Origin of the sequence: Actinoplanes sp. NPDC051851 (assembly GCF_040681165.1) — a bacterium.
Classification (GTDB): Bacteria; Actinomycetota; Actinomycetes; order Mycobacteriales; family Micromonosporaceae; genus Actinoplanes.
On sequence record NZ_JBFAYF010000078.1, the window covers coordinates 1 to 18,321 of the forward strand.

Below are 18,321 nucleotides of genomic sequence, written 5' to 3' on the forward strand. Positions count from 1 at the left end.
CGCGTAACCCGCACGGGACCCGGTATCCCCTGGTGGCGTTGCTGACCGTCGCGGTCTGCGCGGTCCTGGCCGGTGCCACCTCGTTCGCCGCGATCACCGACTGGCTGTACGACCTCGACGAGCCCGACCAGGACCGGCTCGGGTTCACCCGGGGCGTGCCCGCCGCCACGACGATGTGGCGGCTGCTGACCCGCCTCGACGCGAGCGTGGTCAGCACGGCGCTGGCCGGCTGGCTGCGGTCACGGACGCCGCCGGCACCCGTGCGGCCCCGCCGCTACCGGACCGTGATCGCCGTCGACGGCAAAACCTTGCGGGGCGCCCGCCTGCCCGAGGGCCGCCAGACGCATCTGCTGTCCGCGCTGGACACCAGCACGGCATCGTTCTGGCCCAGGTCACCGTCGACACCACATCATACGAAATCCCAGCGTTCACCCCGCTTCTCACCGAGGTCGAAAACGCGCTGGGCAACCTGACCGGGGTCCTGTTCGTCGCCGACGCGATGCATACCCAGACCGATCACGCCGAGCAGATCACCAGCCGCGGAGCACACCTGTTGCTACAGGCGAAAGGGAAACCAGCCCACCCTTCACGCCCAGCTCAAGACCCTGCCGTGGGCACAGATCCCGGTCGGCGACCGCACCCACGACCACGGACACGGCCGCAAGGAGACCCGCACCATCAACGCCGTCACCCTGCACACCCCGGACGGGATCGCCTTCCCGAAAGCCCAGCAGGCCGCCCGGATCACCCGGACCCGCACCATCGACAGCAAGACCAGCCGAGAGACCGCCTACCTGGCCACGTCCCTGACCGCCGCCGACGCACAACCCGCTGAACTACAGAAATGGGCCAGGGCAGAGTGGTTGATCGAGAACCAGATCCACAACGTCAGGGATGTCACGTTCCGTGAAGATCTGCACCAAGCCCGGACCGACACCGGACCCGCCGTCATAGCCACCCTGCGTAACACCGCGATCGGCTGGCACCACATCAACGGCGACACCAACATCGCCCGCGCCAACCGACGCGCCGACCGCCGATCACACGACCTCATCACCACCGTGACCAGCAGTCACCCCAGAATGCAATGACCCTGGGTTGTGGACGGTGTCGCGTGGCTCGGTACAGCGGGTGATCGCGGTGACCTGCGCGGTGCAGGTCTCACCAGTCTCCGGGTCGATGACCAGGACCTCGTCGCCCGGCACGAAGCTGTTGCAGGACTCGCAGCCCTCGCCACCCGTCGCCGACGTCCCTCCCGCGCCGCCCTCCGCCGACCGCTTCTGACCACTTTCACCCGGACCGGCCACGCCCATCGGCTGCCTCCTCAGGCCATGCTTGCGTCCCTGATGAGGCGGCCGACGAGCGTGCCGGCCGGCTCGGCGTCCCGCAGATTCACCAAGGCCTCACCACCCATTGCCAAGACCTTCCTGACATGGCCGAGAACGACCTCAGCAATGGCGGTACCGGAATCAGCCGGTATACCGGCCAGCGCTACGAGGGCGCGGTCCACGACCCCGGTGTCACGTATGCGGATCAATGCCGGATCAGCCGGGAGCACGACCGTATCGAAGGTAACTCCACGGAATTCACATCCGTCGATTGTCGCGTCGGTGAGGTCGACGAACTCCATCGGATTGCTCGTCGGCTTACCCTCGCCCAACATTCGGCCATCGAAGACGACCTCTCGGACGCCTCCGGCAAACCGGCACCTGATCAGGCTGGACTGCCAGAAATTCACCCGGTCCAGCTCCGCGTGGGAGAAGTCACAATCATCATAGACGGCTGCACTCGTGGTCGCGCGCAGAAACCTGGCGGCCTCGAAGCTGACCCCTCGATAATAATTACCTCTTCCCTGAAACCATTCTCCCAACGTCGAATCACGAAGGTCGGCCCGGGCGAAGGAGCACCCATCTACCGAACTCCCCCGCAGGTGCCAGTACCGGCAGTCGGCTCCCTCGAACCGACAGTCCTCGATCGCCGCATCGACGATCCGCAGGTTCGCGAGCTTCGCACCGGAAAGGTCGACACGACGAATCCGGACGCCGCTCAACTCACGAAGGCTCGCAGGAAAGGTCATGCACCGGAGATCAGCCCGACCATCGACCTTCTGAAGGCCGATACCATCCAGCGCCTCGTTCCGCAGGATCCGCTGCTGTGCGGTTCGCGCCAGGTCACGACCCGCACCAGAAGTCCACCGCTTCTTCAGAGCGGCTACATCCTTCACTATTTCCATAGGATTCCGATCCCTGGTCCATACTTGGGCGCATAATCAAATACGTGCTGCCCCCACTTGAACGTGGTCGTCAGATCGTACCACCCAACACCCGGAACGGCCCGCCCCGTATTGACCCAGTCCGGCCCCGGATATCCATTCGGGGTGGAAAACAAATCACCGAGAGCAGAGTCCGATCCAGCTAGTTCCTTCACTCGCCCGTCAAGGATCGAGCCCTTGATGGTGTCGGCCCGGCTCGGCTTGAGAGCAATCCTCACCTGGTCTTTTAGCGAATATCCCAGCGCACCTGAATTCCATTCACTCAATGCGGTATTTGTGTGCTCGACAAGCCTCGCTGCAAGCGGATCAGGATTCGCAATCGTGTTTCCATGCATGTCGACCGCTCGAGCACCGCAGTTATGGACAAGGATCGGGGCAGCGCCGGCAAGGACGTAGTAGGTGTGGATGTCGCTGACGGTGAGGTTGTGGACGGTGTCGCGGGGTTCGGTCCAGTGGGTGATCGCGGTGATCTGGACGTATGTGCCGGCGCTGGTCCGTAGCAGTTGGCCGGCCGTCAGGTCGGTGGCCTTGACCCACTCGCCGAGTTCCTCGACCCAGAACGGATGGCCGTCGGTGGCTGTGATCTCGGCGGTCTTCGAGCCCTTGTCGCCGTCGGTGTCGATGGTGACGCGGACCAGGCGCTTCGCCCCGGTGCCCTCGATGGCGGCGGTGACCTGTTCGGTGCGGGTCTCGCCGGACTCAGGGTCGGTGACGGTGACCTCGTCGCCCGGCTCGACCTGCTCGATCGGCTTGGTCGAGCCGTCGGCCATCAGGACCTTGGTGCCGGGCACGAAGCTGTTGGTGGTGCAGCTCTCGCCGCCGCCGTCGGCCTTGCCGTCACCGCCGCCACCGCTGGAACCGCTGTCGCTACGGTGGGAAGCGCCGGATTCACCACCGGGCTTGTCACCCTTACCACCGCCACCACCACCTCCGCCGCCGCTGGAGGCGGCCGAGGAACCCTTCGGGTGAGCGGACGCCTGGGCTGAACGCTGAGCGCTGTTACCGGTCTTCTTCGACGCGTTGACGGCCTTGTTACTGATCGTGTTGAGCTTGTCCGCGGCCTTCTTCTTCGCCGCCTGAGCCGCCTTCTTCGCCCGCTCCAAAGCCAGCTTCTTCGCGTTCACCGCGGCCGTCTCCGCCGCCCGCGCCGCGGCCAACACCAACTCGGCGGCCTTCTTCGCCGTCTTCCACGCCTGGATCGCAGCGATCGTACGATCGATCGCCTTGACCACCGCCGGGATCTTGCCGATCTTCCCCCAAGGGATCGCACCGATGATCAGGCTCCCGCACGACCACATGTCGCCGCCGAAACAGGCGATCGCATCGTTGATACCGATGAAGTCGGCCAGCATCGACCACGCCGCAGAGAGAATCACCGACACCAGCGAACGATTCGAGTTCGCCTGAGCCTGCGCCACCTCCGCCGCACTCAGACCCGCACCCGCCAGCGCCGCAGCCATCTCCGACGCCGTCAACGAGATCGCCAGACCGGACGGATCAGCGTGAGTCACCGGATTGTTGTGCGCATACCCGTACCCGTTGGACTGCAACGGATCCGCGATGTCCAGCACCGGATCGACCGACAGGAAACGACCCACCACCGGGTCGTACAACCGAGCGCCCAACAGCGCGAAACCGGACGCGTCGTCCTTCGCCGAACCCAGGAAACCCGTGTGATTCTGAGCGTTCAGGCCGACCGTCGAGGCACCACGCTGATTACCGAACGGATCCTGCTTATGGATCCGCGTCGTCATACCACTGTCGAGCAGAACCTCCGCATACACCGTGCCCTGATGATCAGCGGCCAACGCGACCAGATTGGTGGTACCACTGCCGTACGCGTACCGCAGCACGGTGCCGCCCGGGGCGGCGTACGACCGCTGGGTGTGCACCAGGGCGCCGCCCTTGAGCACGGTGATCTCGGACTCGCCCAGGTGGAGGGTGGCCTGCTTGCCCTGCACGGTCATCAGGCGGGCGCCGCCGGGGCCGTAGATGTGGCGGGTCTCGTTCTGCGCCTGCCACTGCTGGGCGGTGGCGGTGCTGCTGCAGGTGGCCAGCACGATCGCGGTGCCGTCGGCGGTGGCCGCGTCCTTGACCGCCACGCAGAGCCCGGAGGTGGGATGGCTCAGCTGGCCGGTGGCGGTGACCCGCTTGAACTGCTGCGCGGCCGTACCGTCGCACTTCTGGATCTGGAGTGCGGAGCCGGAGGTGTTCGCGGCGGGCTTGAGACACCAGGTGTTGTCGTGGATGGTGACGGTGCCGAGGTTCGCGTCGCTCTGGCCGGCGACCGGGACGAAGCCCCACTTCTGGGCCACGGTGCCGTTGCAGGCGTAGAGCTGCACCGGCTGGCTCGCCGTGGCGGCGCCGCTCTTCAGGTCGAGGCACTTGTCGGAGAGCCCGATGAAGGGCGTCTTGCCGTTGCTGCCCGCGCCGGTGATCTTCTCGACCTGGCCGTCGTAGGTCCAGGTCAGCTGCTGCGCGTCGCCGTTCTGCACCGAGGTGATCGACGTCGTCTCGCCGGTCAGCTCGTAGAGCCGCTTCGCCTCGGCGGTGACCGCGGCACCGGCCGTCGTCGTGTACTTCCTGGTCACCTTGGTCAGGGCGTGCGGCTGGCTGCCGTCCGTCTGGCCGTAGGCGTACGTCGTGGTCGCGTCCTTGGCCGTGGCGCCGGTGAGGTCCTTCTCGACCAGCTCGGTACGGTTGCCGAGCAGGTCGTACTCGTACTCCTGCCAGTAACCGGTGCCGTCGGTCCCGGCGGCGACGTTGACCGTGCCGTCGCTGTTGGTGGTACCGGCCGCGCAGGAGGTCTGGTCCTTCGACGTCCAGGCCTTGGTGAGCTGGCCGAGCGGGTCGTACGTGAAGCACTGCCGCTCGGCGATCGCGGTGGCGTTCTCCCGGATCGAGGTGACGTTGCCCGCGTCGTCGTAGCCGTAGCCCCGGCTGGAGACGAGGTAGCTGTTGTTCGCGCCGAGCTGCTCGCGGTACGTCTCCTGCTTGGTGAGCGCGCCGCTGGCGTCGTCGTAGGTGGCCATGTTCCAGACCCGGTACGGGTTCGACCCCAGGGTCGAGCGCACCACCTGGCCGTACGGCGAGTAGACGGTCTCGCTGCCGTACCAGTCCTTGCCGGAGACCGAGAGCGGCAGTCCCTCGGTGTTGTAGCGGACCACCAGCTGCTCGGCCGGGAGGTTGCCGACCGCGGGCAGTGTCGCGCCCTCGGTCAGCCCGGTGTCGGTGTACCGGTAGCTGTAGGTGTACGAGCCGGAGAGACCCCAGGTGGTCGCCACCGAGGAGGGGATGCTCAGGGTCGTCGCGGTCGGCTGGTAGTCGGTGGTGTATCCGGCGATGCTCTGGGTGTAGGCCAGCGTGTCGGTGTACCGGGTCACCGACGCCGGCTGCCCCTTGCCGTTGGCGGCCGTGTCGTACGTGAACGAGTTCAGCAGCGTGCCGGTCTCCCCGGTGAGCCGCTGCTCGACCGGGCGGGACAGCTGGTCGTACTTGTTCCAGACGGTGATCCCGCGCGCGTTGGTGCTGGTCAGTACCCGGTCACGCGAGTCGTACGTGGTGCTGGACGTGCCGGAGTCCGGGTCGCCGGCGGCCGTCTGGCGGCCGCGCAGGTCGTAGCTCCAGGTCCACGGGTGGGCGGTGTCGGCGGAGGAGGTGGCCTTCACCATCTGGCCGTACTCGTCGAACGTGTACCGCATCGTGGTGTATTCGGTGCGGGCGCTGTCCGTGAAGGTGTCCACCCGGCTGGTCCGGCCGAGCGCGTCGGTGAAGAGCCGGTACGAGACGCCACCCGACGGGTTGATCACCGAGGACCAGTCGTCGCCGTACGCGTACCGGGTGACCCGGGCCGAGTTCGGCGAGCCGTTCAGGACCGGCAGTTCCTGGGTGACCCGGCCGAGGCCGTCGTAGGCGTACTCGGTGGCGTTCGGGACCACGGTGTCGGCGTCCGGGATGAAGAGCTCGCCGACCGGATCACCGGTGACCAGGTACGCGTTGTTGGTACGCCGCACCTCACCGGAGGCGTTGTACAGCGTGTCGGTGACCAGCCGGCCGCCGCCGGTGGCCTGCTGCTGGGTCTGGCGCTCCCGGCCCAGACCGTCGTAGACGGCGACCGAGGTCTGCTCGTTCCCGTCGTGCCCCCGGCTCGTGGTGGTCACGAACGGCGGCAGGACCTTCTCCGGGTCCGTCTCGAGCTTGCTGAGGTCGGGCAGCGTGTAGGTCGCGCTGAAGTCCGGCGCGGCCGCGGAGCGCCCGGGGCCCCAGGCCTTGGCGAGCCGGCCCAGCGCGTCGTACTGCGCGCCGCTGACCAGGTTGTTCAGGTCGACGGTCTGCAGGGTGACGCCGCGTCCCGGGTCGAGTGTCCGGGTCTGGGACTGGCCGAGCGAGTTGGTCTCGGTGACCGTGTACGCCTGCCCACCGGAGGGCTGGTAGGTGATCGTCGAGGTCTTGCCGTCCGGGTCGGTCCGGGAGGTGACCCGGCCGATCGCGTCGAAGCCGGTGGTGCCGTCGCTCTGGAAGCCGGATCCGTCCGCCGTCAGGCTCCACGTCTGGGTGGCCAGGCCCCGGTGACCGCTCGCCGACGGGGCGGTGCCGTACGCGAGCCCGTCGTACGCGGTCCGGGTCGCGCCGCTGAGCGTGGTGAGAGTGTCGAAGGTGGCCGCCGCGCAGGTGGACGGGCTGGTCCGGACCTGCTTGGAGAGGCCGATGATGTTCTTCCCGGCGACGTGCAGGTACTCCATCCTGGTACAGGACTCGTCACCGGTCCGCCCGGTGTCGCCGGTCGACTCGACCTGGACCGGGAGGCCGTACACGTCCTCGTAGGTGGTGTCGGTCTGGGTCTTGCGGAGGGTCCGGTCGTCGTCGCCGGTGCCGGACGACCGGGTGTACGTGACCTGCCGGACGTCGTGCACCCGCCAGGCGCGCAGGTCGCTCAGACCGTCGGCGCGTTCCCGGTTCGCGATCTCCTGCGCCTCCGGGTAGGTGACGCTGCGGGTGAGCCAGTCCCCGTCGTCGTCCTCCGCCGAGGAGTAGGTGAGCTGCTCGGCGATGCGGCCGGCGAACGGCTGCCGGTCCTTGGCGATCTCCGCTCCGGCGACGTCCTCGACCGTGACGCCGTCGCCGGTGCCGCGGAAGTAGCGGGTGACCGACTTGGTGGGCATCGCGCCGGTCGCCTTGTCCTCGATCCCGGTGATCGTGGTGACCTTCTGGAACCCGGCGAACTCCGAGTAGGTCCGGGTCGCCTTCTTGGTGAACTCCTGCTCGGCGAGCTTCCACGCCGCGGCGGAGTAGTCGTACGTGGTCGCCGTCCCGGTGACGCCGTCCACGTTGGGCAGCTCCTCGACCTCGGTCACCACGTACTTGTGGAACCAGTCGATCTCCTCGGTGCTCTCGTCCGGATGCCAGTAGACCGGATAGCAGAGCCGGCTGTTGGCCTTCAGGGCGGCCGTCTGGTCCTTCTCGGGCAGACCGGTCCCGGTGGCGCAGTCCCCCACCGGCTCGCTGTACTCGATCGCCGTCTCGCCGCGGTACTCGTTGATCACCCGGCCGATGCGCAGCCGGGAGAAGGTCGGGCGCGGGTCGTCGTCGCCGCGGAGCACCCGGTTGGGCATGTCGGTCAGGTTCGCCTCGAACCGCACCGGGTTCAGAGCGATGCTCGCGCCGTCGGTGCCGTATCCGGTCCGGGTGATCGATTCCAGCCAGAGCGCGGTGTTGGAGCCGGTGCGCAGGACCGGGAAGCTCTGCGTCAGCGCATACTTGTCGACCGCCTGCAGCGCGGTGGATCCGGAGGTCCGCTGCGCCGACGTGGTGATCGTGGTGAGCCGCTTGCGGGTGAAGAACGAGGGCGCCACGTTCCAGCACATCTCGCCCGAGGCGCACCGCAGGTCGGCGGGGGTGTCGTACCAGCTCCGGTAGTCACCCGGGTTCTTGCTGGTGAACTTCTCCTCGGTGCAGGCGGCGCTGTCGGTGGAGATGCAGCGCTCGGCGACCGTGAACGCCACCCGGCCGAGCGGGTTCGCGCTGAAGATCGTGTCCTTGCGCTGCCCGTAGTCGATCCGCTTGAGGTAGCCGCCGCGGTGGTACTTCACCGGCGCCTTGAAGTTGAAGTTGCGGGCGTAGTAGTTGGTCTCCCGCGCCCACCAGAGGCTCATCGCGTTGCCGTGCACGTCCTCGACGTAGTCGAGCGACCAGCGCCAGGCCTGGGTGCAGGCCGACTCGGTCCAGTCCTTCTGGTAGCAGGGCTCGCCGGAGTGGTTGCCGTACACCGGGACGGTCAGCACCGAGTTGGTGGTCGCGGCGCCGTCGGTCCAGCCGGGCAGGTGGTTGAGGCCGAAGTGGTACCTGGTGCCGTCGGTGGTGGTGACCACCCAGTACTCGCCGTCCTCGTCACCGTTCTTCAGGCCGGTGTCCTTGAGCAACTCCACCCGGGAGCCGTCGCCGGCGGCGGTGACCCACTCGTCCTGGTCGTCGTCCCAGACCAGCTCGGTGGTGCTGCCGCCGAGCGACAGGGTGGCGTTCTCCGAGCCCCAGCAGAGGTCGCCGGTGCGATGCTCGGCGTTGTTCGAGCCGGACTTCTTGGAGTCCTGCCGGCAGTTGGCGTACGTCCGGGTGATCGATCCGGCGCTGTAGTCCCAGCCGTCACCGATCCACGAGGCCTGGTTGTTCGTCGCCGAGGTCCGCCCGTCCACCGACTGCGAGGAGTAGGAGAGCCCCACCTTCGGGGTCAGCCCACCGGCGACCTCCGGCACCTGCACGTCGTACGCGTAGGTGAACGCACCCGACGACGAGCCGGCCGCCCAGGAGCCGGAGGAGAGCAGCGGGCTGGCGGTGTAGTCGCCGGAGACCGAGGCACCGGTGTCGAGCGCGCCGACCACGCCGGAGCCGCTGCTCGTCGCGGTCGCGGTGGCGTTCGCCGACTTGAGAGCGGCGCCGGACGCCCCGTCGACCAGGCTCTCCACCGGCACGTCGGCGCTGATCAGCAGCCGCTCCCCGGTCTCGCCGGCCGCCGCCTCGCTGACGGTGACCTCGGTCGGCAGCGCCTCGGTGCTCTCGGCGATGTCGGCGGTCTCGACGCTCTCGGCGGAGAAGCTCTCCGCCGTCGAGGTGCTCTCCTCCTCGTCGTCCTCGGTTCCGTCGTCCGCGGGCGCGGTGGCGGCGCAGTCACCGGTGCCGGGCGAGTCGTAGACGCAGTCCGGCAGCACCATCAGGCCGAACCGCTCGGCCGCCAGGGGCCCGTACAGGTCGGTGAAGGCGGAGGTGTCGACGGTGAGCGCCACCTCGGCCTCGGGGTCCACGGTGGCCGGCGGCGTGATCTTCATGATCAGGCCGGAGACGCCGGAGTCCTGCGAGGTCTCCGGTGCCGCGAGGTCGACCTGCCACTCGCCGGCGAGCGCGGTGGCGTCGCCCTCCTTCGGCACGCCGAGCTCGATCGGCAGGTCCTCCACCGGCACCGTGGCACCGGCCACCACGCCGGTCAGGTCGACGACGCCGCTGTCCTCGGTCCACGGGTCGACCGACTCCGGCTTGTACGGGTCGGTCACGACCTCCTCGGGAGCGACGACCTGGCTCACACCCTGGGCGTCCTCGGCCACGGTCTCGGTCACCGGCAGATCCGGCAGGTCGACGGTCGCCTGGTCGCGCGCCATGCCGTCGCCCGGGATCGCCCACGCGCCGACCGGCAGGACCGTCACGGCCAGCATCGTGACCAGGAACAGCACGATCGCGGTCCGGATCCGACCGCCGCCCGTCCTGGACAGTGACCTTGAACCACGCATACGCGTCGACTCCCCCAACCGGCACGGAAACAGAGAACGAGGACAGAAAAGAGGCGCAGAGTTCGCGCTCGGGCACTCTGCGCCACATCAGGGAATTTCTCAAGATCGATCCAGATGGCCTCCCCAATGTCCAGTGACATCTGTCACGAGATTTTCGGGTACGAACGGTGATCACTTCGAGCGATCACCCCAAATCGGCCACAGCTCTCCATCTCGGCGATTTCGGCCGGTCAAATCGGTCAGTCGCCACCAATGGTCACCCGCGGCACACACAGGCAAGGCAAAGGTTGCGAATAGATAAATGTTCGCGGGTCTGTATGTGACCAACAGTTGTGCCATCGTGACGGCTCTCTGCGCTTGTCCCCTTGCCGACGGCTTCCCGCGGGAGTAGATCGCCGTGACCGTTCCTCGCCTGCTCAGACCATTCGTGCGTACGCGCACCCGGCGGGTCTGCACCATGGGTCTCCTGGTGGCCGCACTCGTCGCCGCGCTACTGCCCGGATGGCCGCTCCACTCCGGACCGCGGACCCGGGCCGTCGCCGTCCCGCCGGCCGCCACGGACCGGGACGACACCTCCGACGCCCTGGCCGAGGCCCGCACCACCGGCACGGACGTCCTGATCGCCAGTGCCACCACGGCGACCAGCCTCAGCTGGGCACAGCCGAACGGCGAGCTGCGCGCCGAGATCCACGCGTCGCCCCAGCGGACGAGGAACGCGCAGGGCGCCTGGACACCGATCGACACCACGCTGAACCGGGTCCCGGGCGGCGCCGGCCTCACCGTCGCGCCGGCCGCCGCGGCGGCCCCACTGCGGCTCGCCGACGGCACCGGAGAACGGGACGACACCGGCGAGACCGTTCTGGCCGAGATGGCGACCGGTGGTCACACCGTCACCTACACCTGGCCCGGCGCCCTGCCGGAACCGGTCCTCGACGGCTCCCGGGCGCTCTACCCCGAGGTGCTGCCCGGGGTTGACCTGCTGGTGGTCGCGCTGCGCAGCGGCGGGCTCGGCCAGCTCCTGATCGTCAAGACCCGCGCGGCCGCCGCCACCCCGGCGCTCGCCTCGCTCCGGTACGGCCTCCGGTCCACGACCGCGGTCTTCCGGCGGGACGCGGCCACCGGCGGCGTACTGATCGTCGACCCGGCCACCGGCACCGAGGTCGGCTCGGTGCCCACCCCGTTCGCCTGGGACTCCGCCGGGCGCGGCGTCACGGACACCGCCGTGGCCACCGGCACCGACGTGCTCGCCCTCTCCGGGCTGGACGGCGCCGCACCCGGCGCCCGCAACGAGGCGATCCCCACCGGTCTCGACGGCTCCGGCACCGGCCGCGCCGTGCTGCGCCTGGACGTCGCCGCGACCGGCCTGCTCACCGACCCCGGCACGACGTTCCCGCTCTTCGTCGACCCGACGCTCTACGCCGGCGAGAAGGCCTGGACGTTCGTCTCGAAGGCCCACCCGAACAGCAACTTCATCAACGGCACCAACTACAACAAGGGCACCTCCGACGCCCGGGTCGGCTACGAGAAGGACTCCGGGGTCACCGCCCGCTCGTTCTGGCGGATGCGCTTCGACAAGACCATCCACGACGCGACGATCACCGACGCGTTCTTCAAGGTGGAGAACACCTACTCCTGGTCCTGCACGAAGATGGACTACAAGATGTACCTGACCGGCGCGATCTCCTCGGCCACCACCTGGAAGAGCCAGCCGGAGTGGACCAAGCTGCAGGACACCCAGTCGTTCGCGCACGGTTACGACAGCTCGTGCGGCGACGAGTACGTGAAGTTCGACGTGCAGACCGCCGCCGAGGCCGCCGCCGACGACAGCGCGACCACCGTCACGCTGGGCATGCGGGCCGTGGACGAGGGCGACACGAACGGCTGGCGCAAGTTCGACGCGGACTCGGCCGAGCTGACGGTGAAGTACTACCACGCGCCGGACGAGCCGACGAGCGGCAAGTCCGCCCCCGGTGGGGCGTGCAGCGCGGGCGGCACCGGCCTCACGGTCGCCAAGAGCAGCATCATCCTCAGCGCGTACGGCAGCGACCCGGACGGCGACCTGAAGTATCTCCGCTTCCGGTTCTGGAAGACCGGGGGTGCGGTCACCATCGACAGGCAGATCACGCCCGCCTCGGACACCGGCAAGGGCAGCACGACGATCGACTCGAGCAACCTGGTCGACAAGACCACCTACTCATGGGACGTCCAGTCGGTGGACGCCGACGGGCACGCCTCCACGTTCTACCCACCGGGCACCGACCCCTGCCGGCTCACCGTCGACGCCAGCGCGCCACCCGCACCGGAGATCACCAGTGACGTCTTCAAGGAGATGACCCCGGACGGTGCCACCTGGTCCACGGTCAAGTTCGGTCAGACCGGCGCGGTCACGTTCTACGCCGACGGCGCCGCGACCTTCGCCTACGCCTTCGAGGGTGTCGGGTACTCGGCCCAGCTGAAGGCCACCGGCGGCTCCCTCACCATCGCCGATCTCGCGCCCCAGCACGCCGGGCCGACCTACCTGACCGTCTACGCCTACGACTCGGCCGGCAACAAGAGCCCGCGCAGCGACTACGGCTTCTACGTGCCGCCCCGGGACACCGCGGACGCCCCCGGTGACACCGGGGGCGACGGCATCGCGGACCTGCTGCTCATCGACGCCTCCGGCAATCTGCGGAACTACGCGGGCAACGTGGACGGCGAGATCTACACCTGGCTGGCCGCGTCCTACGACAGCGAGGGCACCCTCAACCCGGAGAACGCGAAGCACTTCTACTCGGCTGCCTCCGGTGCCCTGCCGGCGCTGATCACCAAGTACGACGACGCGTACCCCGGCGACGGGCTCACCGACCTGTTCACCCGGACCCCGGACGGTGGCTTCTTCCTCTACCCGGGTGACGGCTACGGCAGCTTCAACGTGGACGAGCGGCTGCGGGTCATGCTCCCCTCGACCGCGCCGGACCCGTCCACCTGGGAGAAGATCAAGGCGGTCGGCGACATCGACGGGGACAAGCGGCCGGATCTCGCGGTGCAGGCCGGTACGGCGTTCTGGGTGCTGAGCGGCTACACGGGCGCGGGCTTCCAGGCGGCGACGCTGATGGAGGGAGCCTCGTGGAAGCTGGGCACCTCGCGGGAGGTCCTCAGCATCGACGACATCAACCTGGACGGCACCCCGGACCTGCTGTGGCGGAGCATGAGCAGCGGCAAGCTCTACGTCCGGCAGGGCATCGCCGGGTCGGTCTCCGGCAGCGTCAGCCTCGACTCGCTCAAGTACGCCGCCAACTCCGCCACCGGTGCGGACATCGCGTACGGCACCGGGTGGGGAGCGTCCACGATCTCCGCGATCGTCAGCATTCCGGACGTCAGCGGGGACGGCGTACCCGACATGTGGGTCCGGTATGCGAGTGACGGCCAGATCCGGGTCTACCACCCCTCCACCACCGCCACGGGGGACGCCGTGAAGGTGGTACTGGGCGCGAACTGGAGTGAGGTCAAGACGTTCGGGTAGCCGTACCGGAAAGGGTCATGGCCGGTGAACGGTAGACGCTGGAGACGCGGAAGCCGGCCAGCCAGGCTGACAGGCGGTCGGCCTCCTCGGTGAGCAGGCGCTGCTGCGAGGGGGTGACCGGCTCCAGGGGATGGACCCGGACGGCGCCGTCCGGGTCCTGGGTCCAGCAGCCGACGATGCGGCCGTCGAGCCAGGCCGTGGTGCCGGCGTTGCCGCGGGTGTCGAAGATCTGGGCGCGGTGCGGGGCCAGGTAGAAGTCGCGGTGCTTCCAGCCCATCGTGGTCGGGTCCAGGACCGGGAGCAGCGCGGCCCAGGACGGTGGGGACGGGACCTCGTCCAGGTCGTCGGGGAGCAGGTAGCCGGAGGCGCCGCCGTCCAGGGAGACCGGGACGGCGCCGAGGGACGCCAGGGCGGCGCGGACCGCGGTCTTCGTGGCGCCGAGCCACCAGACGATGTCGTCCTCGGTGCCGGGGCCGAACGTGTGGAGCCAGCGCCGGATCAGCTCGCGGTAACCGGTGGCGGCGTCCAGCGGGGCCGGGAGCGTGCCGAGCCAGGAGCCCATCAGCGACCAGCGCGGGCGGGACGTGTGCCAGCCGCCGGTGTTGACGCCGCGCACGATGTCGGCGTTCGCGTCGAGCAGGCTGAGCGGGCGGAACATCGGCCAGAGCCGCACGTCGCCGCAGGAGACCAGGGCGCGGATCTCCCTGGTGGTCAGGCCCTCGCCGGTCAGGGTGGCGAGGATCTCCGCGCAGGCCCGGTCGATCCAGTCCTCGCCGTCGGTGGTGAGGCCGGCGCGGACCACGTCGGTGACCATCCGGGCGCGCTCGGTGGCGGCGACCCGGGCCGAGGGGGCGGCCCAGGCTGCGGGGAGCAGGTCGCGCGGGAAGACGAAGAGGGTACGGCGCATCGCCAGCTGCTTGACCAGTGTCCGGTCGGCGGCGAGCGCCCGGGTGACGTCGGCCGCCGTCAGGGACGCGCTCCGCGCCTGGCAGGAGAGGTAGACCGTGGCCGGCTCGGTGGCGTGCAGCACGGTCATCGCGCGCGTCACCGCCTCCGGGGTGGCGACCCGGGCGGACGGGGCGAGGGCGTGCCGGACGGCGAGGCGCGCACGGCGCTCGGTGTCGGTGACGTGGCGGGCGACGGTCATGGGAACCATGGTCGCGCGGGCAGCGGTCAGGAAGTGTCCGCTATCGACAACGAAATCGGCCCCGCCGCGAGAGCGACGGGGCCGAAAACGATCAAGGTCACTGGGTGACCGGGGTGACCTCCAAGGGGTCCGGGCCCGGCACGTAGACCGGGTACGGCTTGGCGATCAGGTCGTCCAGCGCGTCGTTGAAGCGCTCCATCGGCTCGGTGACCGGGCCGAGGAGGTAGTCGCGCAGCCGCTCGCGGCGCTCCTCCATCGGGTCGACCGGCTCGGGGAGCTGGAGCGACTGGACCAGCTCGGCCAGGCCCGCGGCCTTCGGGCCGAGCAGGTACGCGCCACCGGCGACCGTCTGGTTGGCCCGGAACGCGGCCTCGTCCTCGTTCTTGAGGTTCGACACCACGTACGGCTTGCCGCTCGCCACGAAGTCGGAGACCACCGCGGAGATGTCCGCGATCATCATGTCCGCCTCGTTGAAGCAGGAGTACAGGTCGGGACGGGGGCCGACCACCGTACGGTGCGCCCACCAGCCCTCGGAGGCCCAGTGCGCGGCCTTCCAGTCCTCCTCGGCCTGCAGCAGCTCCGCGTGCCGCGCCGTGTCCGGCGTGCTGGTGTCCCGCGACACCTGGGTGTCGTCGGTCGCGGCGGCGGGGCCGGACAGCTGCTCGATGCGCTTCTCCAGGGCGGCCAGACGGGCCACCGCGGCCTTGCGCTCGGAGCCGGCCGCGGTGATCGCCGCGGTCCACGCCGGGTCGGTGGCCCGCTTGCGGTTGGCCTCCTCCAGGATCGCGGTGATCTCGGCGCTGACGCGCTTGGTGACCGGGTCCTGGTAGCCGGTGAGCGGGTGCGGCTTGTAGATCACCCGGACGTTCGGCGAGAGTGCGAGCAGCGTACGGATGATCTTCAGGCCCATCACCGGCACCGAGCTGAGCGCCAGGTCGTTGCTCCAGCCCTCCCAGGTCGGCGCGTAGAGGACGGTGAAGATCCGGCGGTCCGGGTTCGCGGGCCGGACCGCGGCGAGCTGCGGGCGGCCGACCTCGACGATCGCCGAGTCGGAGACCGCCCCGCCGGCCTTGCGGTACCGCTCGCGGCCGGCCAGACCGGCGACCCAGACCTCGTCGTAGACGCGGCTGTACGGGTTCGCGCTGGCCACCTTGTCGCTGTCGCCGTGACCGACGAAGACGTGCCGGATGCCCGGCGTCCGCAGCATGTGGATGTTGTTGCCGGTGTTGCCGACGTAGAAGACGACCTTCAGGTCCGGCAGCTCGAGGTCCATCACCTCGGGCCCGCGCGGCACACCGACGATCGGCAGGTGCGTCGGGGCGATCCGGGTGACGTGCCGGCGCTCGCGGACCAGGATCATCGCCTTGTGCCGCAGGCCGCCGAGCACCTCCAGCCAGGAGTCCACCTGGTACGTCGTACCGCTGGCCTCGCCGAGGCTGAAGTAGAGCAGCACCTCGGGGCGGTACTCGCGGAGCTTCTGGTGCACCTCGGCGCGGAGCTTGTCCTTGTCGGCGAGCCCCTTGTTGCGCTGGTGGTGGACCATCCCGACGCCGATGGCGGCCACCATCGCGACCACGGTGACGCCGAGCAGGATCACGCCGGCGATCGTGGTCCCGGCCAGTTCGTCGATCACCACGCCGATCGCCAGCGGGATGGTCGCCTTGAACAGCTGCTGGTCGGCGGTGAGGCCGGTCAGCCAGGCGGGCGGCGCGTCCGGGATCCGCAGCTTGCCGAGGTCCACGTTGCGGGTCGGCAGCGGCAGCCGGCGCAGGTCGGCCAGGGCACGGATGACCAGGGTGAGCAGGCCGCGGAGGGCGTACACCGCGAGCAGGCCGATGATCAGCCCGCCGAGCAGGACGTCGTTGTACTGGTCGCTGCGGGCCACGAAGACCAGGATCGCGGCGTCCCGGATGACGGCCCGGTAGGTCGGGCCGAACTGGGCCCGCTGCAGCTTCGCGGTGAGCCGCGGCGCGAGGGTGTTCAGCACCTTGTCCGAGAGCAGCACGGTGACCAGGCCGATGGCGAAGAGCACCGGCTGGGGTACGAACGCCCCGGCGTAGAGCGCGAGGTAGGAGAGGGTGAGGTACGTGAGGGCGATCAGACCGTTCACCGGGAGATCACCGAGTCGGCCCGCCGGACGTCGACGATGTGACCGGTCATCTCGGAGATCATCACGTCCACCGACGCGCCCGCCACGGCCTCCGCGGAGAGCATCGAGCCGGGGGGCTCCTCGCCGAACGCCTGCCAGCGCATCGGGGTGCTGGTCCGCTCCGGGTTGATGCAGTTGATCCGGATCTCCTGCTCCGACCACTCGTCGGCGAGCGCCTGGGTGAGGTTCACCGTGGCGGCCTTGGTGGACGAGTAGAGGCTGTAGTCCGCCCGGCCCCGCGTGTAGGAGCTGGACGTGTAGAGCAGCAGCGAGCCCTTGGTCTCCGCGAGGTACGGCGCGGCGGCACGGGCGATGTAGACCGGCGCGAGGTAGTTGACCCGGAGGGCCTCCTCGATCACGGTGTCGTCGGTCTCGGCGAGCTTGCCGATGCGCAGCAGACCGGCGGTGTTGATGACGTAGTCGATCCGGCCGGTCCGCTCGTGCGCCTGCTTCAGCGCCTCGGTGACCTGCTGCGGGTTCTCCACGTGGGTGCCGGTGGTGGACCGGCTGAACGACAGGACGGTGGCGCCGTACTCGCGGGCCAGGTCGCCGGTCGCCTTACCGATGCCGTAGCTGCCGCCGAAGACCACGACGGTCTTGCCGTTGAGCAGCGCGTGCCGCTCGGCGAAGGTCTTCTCGGTGGGCAGCGGGTCCGACTTGAGCTGGAAGAGCTTGTCGGCGAGGTGGATGTCGATCGGGTGGGTGATCTTGAGATTGTTCTCGTCACCCACGACCACGTGGATCGGTACCTCGGGGAGGTACCGCCGGACCACACCGCAGTCGTCGGTGGCGGTGAAGCCGGGGTCGGCCGCCGCCAGCTCGTACGCCTTGCGCAGCGTGGAGAGCCGGAAACCCTGCGGGGTCTGGCCACGGCGCAGCCGGCTGCGGTCCGGGATGTCGGTGATGACCTCGTCGCCGTCCTCGAGCCGCTCGACCGCGATCACCGTGTCGGCCGACGGGATCGCCACGTCGATCGCCTCGTAGCGGTCCAGGGCGCGCGCGCTGTCCGCGATGATGCGCTGCGACACCAGGGGGCGCACCGCGTCATGGATGATCATCTTGCACTCGTCGTCGCCGACCGCCGCGATCGCCTTGCGGGTCGTCTCGCTGCGCGTACGGCCGCCCTCGATCACCGTGGTGACCTTGGTGAATCCGGCGCGGGCGACGATCTCCTGGATCTGGTCGATGTATCCGGGAGTCATCAGAATGATGATCCGGTCGATGACCGGGGACTTCTCGAAGACCTCGATGGCGTGCTCGATCACCGGCTTACCGGCGATCTTTACCAGTTGCTTGGGTATCTGTAGGCCGACGCGCTCGCCGACACCCCCGGCGAGTATGACCGCGACGGTCGGCATGACACTGGACAGTTCCGCCATCAACAGTGGGTCTTCCTGTAGTCGATCTGTGCCCCGGCTCGTTCACAGGGGATGCAGATGATGATCTCTTTATGGACGGTCGACGTTAACAACA

The 18,321-nt window shown here is 69.0% G+C and carries 9 protein-coding genes; 4 read left to right on the top strand and 5 right to left on the bottom strand.

The window, feature by feature from the left end:
• The 3 genes from AB0M08_RS41765 to AB0M08_RS41775 form a co-directional block, all read left to right on the top strand.
• Positions 1–473, top strand: a 473-nt coding sequence (locus AB0M08_RS41765; RefSeq protein WP_364506028.1) for a transposase family protein, incomplete at its 5' end; no start/stop codon positions are given.
• 42 nt (positions 474–515) lie between these two features.
• Positions 516–1,091: an ISAs1 family transposase gene (locus AB0M08_RS41770; protein WP_364506077.1), complete on the top strand. Its 576-nt coding sequence runs from the start codon at positions 516–518 to the stop codon at positions 1,089–1,091.
• A gap of 16 nt (positions 1,092–1,107) precedes the next feature.
• Positions 1,108–1,284 carry a hypothetical protein gene (locus AB0M08_RS41775; protein ID WP_364506031.1) on the top strand — a complete coding sequence of 59 codons (177 nt, stop codon included), beginning with the start codon at positions 1,108–1,110 and terminating at the stop codon, positions 1,282–1,284.
• A 40-nt stretch (positions 1,285–1,324) separates the two neighbouring features.
• Here AB0M08_RS41775 and AB0M08_RS41780 read toward each other — a convergent pair whose 3' ends face one another.
• Together AB0M08_RS41780 and AB0M08_RS41785 are read right to left on the bottom strand one after the other, a co-directional pair.
• A complete protein-coding gene (locus AB0M08_RS41780; protein ID WP_364506034.1) occupies positions 1,325–2,233 on the bottom strand; it encodes a pentapeptide repeat-containing protein in 909 nt (302 codons plus the stop codon).
• Positions 2,224–9,972: a ricin-type beta-trefoil lectin domain protein gene (locus tag AB0M08_RS41785; RefSeq protein ID WP_364506080.1), complete on the bottom strand. Its 7,749-nt coding sequence runs from the start codon at positions 9,970–9,972 to the stop codon at positions 2,224–2,226. Before AB0M08_RS41785 ends, AB0M08_RS41780 begins: the two co-directional genes overlap by 10 nt.
• Positions 9,973–10,444: 472 nt before the next feature.
• On the opposite strand from AB0M08_RS41785, the gene AB0M08_RS41790 reads away from it, so the two are divergent.
• Complete coding sequence (locus AB0M08_RS41790) at positions 10,445–13,552, top strand: DNRLRE domain-containing protein (RefSeq protein WP_364506036.1); 3,108 nt, start codon at positions 10,445–10,447, stop codon at positions 13,550–13,552.
• Here AB0M08_RS41790 and AB0M08_RS41795 read toward each other — a convergent pair.
• The 3 genes from AB0M08_RS41795 to AB0M08_RS41805 form a co-directional block, all read right to left on the bottom strand.
• Complete coding sequence (locus AB0M08_RS41795; protein WP_364506039.1) at positions 13,536–14,699, bottom strand: winged helix DNA-binding domain-containing protein; 1,164 nt, start codon at positions 14,697–14,699, stop codon at positions 13,536–13,538. The genes AB0M08_RS41790 and AB0M08_RS41795 overlap by 17 nt on opposite strands.
• A gap of 97 nt (positions 14,700–14,796) precedes the next feature.
• Positions 14,797–16,809: a hypothetical protein gene (locus tag AB0M08_RS41800; protein ID WP_364506042.1), complete on the bottom strand. Its 2,013-nt coding sequence runs from the start codon at positions 16,807–16,809 to the stop codon at positions 14,797–14,799.
• Complete coding sequence (locus AB0M08_RS41805) at positions 16,806–18,206, bottom strand: bifunctional cytidylyltransferase/SDR family oxidoreductase (protein WP_364506045.1); 1,401 nt, start codon at positions 18,204–18,206, stop codon at positions 16,806–16,808. The genes AB0M08_RS41800 and AB0M08_RS41805 overlap by 4 nt, the downstream gene beginning before the upstream one ends.
• Positions 18,207–18,321: the final 115 nt, after the last annotated feature.

Coding starts and splice junctions, on each gene's coding strand:
- AB0M08_RS41780 (WP_364506034.1), bottom strand. CDS start 2,233: ATGGAAATAGTGAAGGATGTAGCCGCTCTGAAGAAGCGGTGGACTTCT.
- AB0M08_RS41785 (WP_364506080.1), bottom strand. CDS start 9,972: ATGCTGGCCGTGACGGTCCTGCCGGTCGGCGCGTGGGCGATCCCGGGC.
- AB0M08_RS41795 (WP_364506039.1), bottom strand. CDS start 14,699: ATGACCGTCGCCCGCCACGTCACCGACACCGAGCGCCGTGCGCGCCTC.
- AB0M08_RS41805 (WP_364506045.1), bottom strand. CDS start 18,206: ATGCCGACCGTCGCGGTCATACTCGCCGGGGGTGTCGGCGAGCGCGTC.